Annotated in this window: 3 protein-coding genes; all 3 read right to left on the bottom strand. The window is 49.1% G+C overall.

Features of this window, described 5'->3' with window-relative positions; genetic code table 11:
* Positions 1-223 precede the first annotated feature (223 nt).
* Positions 224-1,000, bottom strand: a complete 777-nt coding sequence (gene codY, locus EDM56_RS31075; protein WP_122921763.1) for a GTP-sensing pleiotropic transcriptional regulator CodY — start codon at positions 998-1,000, stop codon at positions 224-226.
* 127 nt (positions 1,001-1,127) lie between these two features.
* Positions 1,128-1,913 carry a sporulation protein gene (locus EDM56_RS31070; RefSeq protein ID WP_122921762.1) on the bottom strand — a complete coding sequence of 262 codons (786 nt, stop codon included), beginning with the start codon at positions 1,911-1,913 and terminating at the stop codon, positions 1,128-1,130.
* Positions 1,914-1,977: 64 nt separating this feature from the next.
* On the bottom strand, positions 1,978-2,503 hold a 526-nt coding region (locus EDM56_RS31665), incomplete at its 5' end, for a sporulation membrane protein YtrI (protein ID WP_122921761.1).

The raw sequence follows: 2,503 nt of genomic DNA, 5'->3' as shown, positions 1-2,503 counted from the left end.
GGTGATCGGTGTGTTATCGGCTTCGAGAAAATCGCTATCCTGTCCCGTGTTCTCATTGCCATGGCGCTTTTGTGCTTGTTTTCTCCACCAATTCCAGATGCTCACGGGCTTCACCTCATTTGTCCTGCTGATTTACGGTGTTTTCACTATTTTTTCCTTGCGATACCTGATATATGCAAAAAACGCCCGACCACAAAGGGGTCGAGCGCTTCTTTTCAATTGATTATGATGTTTTCCATTTCGCCAGTTCGGACTGGAATTTATCATTAAGCACGCGGATGTACGTTCCTTTCATACCAAGCGAGCGCGATTCGAGAACCCCTGCACTTGCCAGCTTGCGCAGCGCATTAACGATGACCGAGCGGGTCAGACCGGCCTGATCAGCGAGTTGGCTTGCGACCAGCAGCCCTTCTTTGGCATCCAGGTGCTCCATGATTTTTTCAATCGCGATTTGCTCACTGTACGACAGCGAGGAGAGCGCGATTTTGGCAAACGTTTTGTCGCGCACCTCGTTTTCGATCTGCTCCGTACGGTGGCGTACGATCTTCATGCCGATGACCGTCGCACCGATTTCGGCGAGGATCATGTCCTCGGTTTCGAATGCACCGTAAGCACGCAGCAGAACCAATGTGCCCAAACGGCTTCCTGCCGCATTGATCGGCACGATGGTCGTCATCATTTGCGGGAACAGCGAGGTCCATTCGGCTGGCACCATGGAAAACGGGCTGGTGACGCCTTCATTTGCGAGCGATTGATTCACGGAAAGCAGCTTCTGGTTGTAATCCTCGGGAAGCAGGCTATTGAACCGACCCTCTTCGTGCAAGGTGAATTCTTGGGAAAAACCGCTGCCCAAGACGGAACCGTCCACCGTGATGATGTAGACGTTGCTGCTGATCACTTCCGAAAGCAAGCGGGCGATTTCTTGATAGCTGACACCGCTGCCTCCCATCGTTTTTTGCAACATAGCATTGATTTGTCTGGTTTTTGTTAATAGGTTCATGGAAAAAATTCCTCCTGATTGATTAGTATAGTTGAAGTATTGTCAGAAAAATGGCAACTGATACATCAAGAGGAAAAAATTTACATGAGAGAACAAAAAAACTGCCGGAAACAATCCGGCAGCGGTATTATCTCGTTCTAGTGATGCTCTGCAGAATCAGCCTATCGATCAGCTCGCTAATTTCGTAGATCGATCGGTTGCGATCGGCAGCCGTCAGGTGGAAGCGTGCGTACCGTTCATCCAAATGGAACGCTTCTTCCAATGCCCCCATGAAGCCACGCGCACGTTTATCGATCTCCAGGTACACTTCCAGCTCGTCTTCTTTCAGGAAAAAGATCACTTCCAGCTCTTCGAGCTGATGGCGATAACGTCCGGTTGGACGGAATTCGAATTCTTGCACGAACGGATACGGCCGTCCCAGGTGGCGGTTGTACTCGCAATCGACTTTAAACAGCTGGAATCCGCAATCGTGAACGGCATCCAGCACTTTTGCCATCATCGGATGCAGCCGGACCTCGATGAAATCGGAATCGCCCGGGTCTACCGCATTTTTAATATCCAAGCCCGTACGTAAATATACCGGCTGCCTACCCATTGTCAGAGGTGTTGCATAAGGGAGCTGCAAGGAAAACGGGATCACCTTTTGTTCTTTGGACGCAAGTGTGAATCGCTCGCAGACGCGGTGTTTGACAAGAATGCACTCTTCCTTTGTCTTGTTATCGTCTCGTTCCCGTTCGTAATGCGTCACGACATACATGTAAATCTCATCGATGTCCTGTGCGATGTCTCCTCCTGTAACGTATACTTCCCCTTGCACCATTTCGCCCGGAACGAACGAATCTTTTGACAACCGTGCATCGACTTGTGCCGAACCGATCCCTACGCTTGCAAGCAGCTTCTTAAACATTGACATCATGTTGCCTCCCTTTCAACCCTCTTCATTCATTTGTTTATACGGATGGAATCTTGCAAAAGTTTCATTGCGAGGTTGAATTGACGAGATCCACGCGCGTATTCACAAATAGCTGTGTGACACGGGAAATGACCACCGTCTTCAATTGGATTTCCACGTTTTTGCCGTCGAGTTTGTAGGTTCGTTTTTTCAACAGCTCATGCAGCAACGGCTGGAATTCCGCGACCTGATCTACTTTTTTCTCCTTCAACGCCGCCATGTCTTTTTCTAAGCGATTGACAATTTCCGTCGCGATAATTTCATTCGGTTTGGGATCGAGTAGTGTGACGCGAATCTCTTCGATGCGATCCTCACGCTTCTCTTTTTCGGCGATTCGTTCTTTTTTCAAGGATGCGATTTCCTCTACCTTACGCTCATATAGCAGCGTCAAATTCCGATTGATGATCATCAGTTGTTCCAACTGTCGGCCATGTAAAATCAAGATCGCTGCTCCGCCCACGATCAGGCCCAAAAGAAAAATCGCCACATACCGCAAGATGCGCTTGTTTTTCATGAGCCCATCTGCACCAGCCACTGCACACAGATCGTCC

This window comes from Brevibacillus fluminis, from assembly GCF_003710825.1.
GTDB lineage: Bacteria > Bacillota > Bacilli > Brevibacillales > Brevibacillaceae > Brevibacillus_D > Brevibacillus_D fluminis.
Note: the sequence above shows the minus strand (reverse complement) of the source record. Positions and strands in the feature narration are given on the sequence as shown.

What these genes read in the sequence shown, in the direction of transcription:
- codY (WP_122921763.1), bottom strand. Translation starts at nt 1,000, where the DNA reads ATGAACCTATTAACAAAAACCAGACAAATCAATGCTATGTTGCAAAAA.
- EDM56_RS31070 (WP_122921762.1), bottom strand. Translation starts at nt 1,913, where the DNA reads ATGTCAATGTTTAAGAAGCTGCTTGCAAGCGTAGGGATCGGTTCGGCA.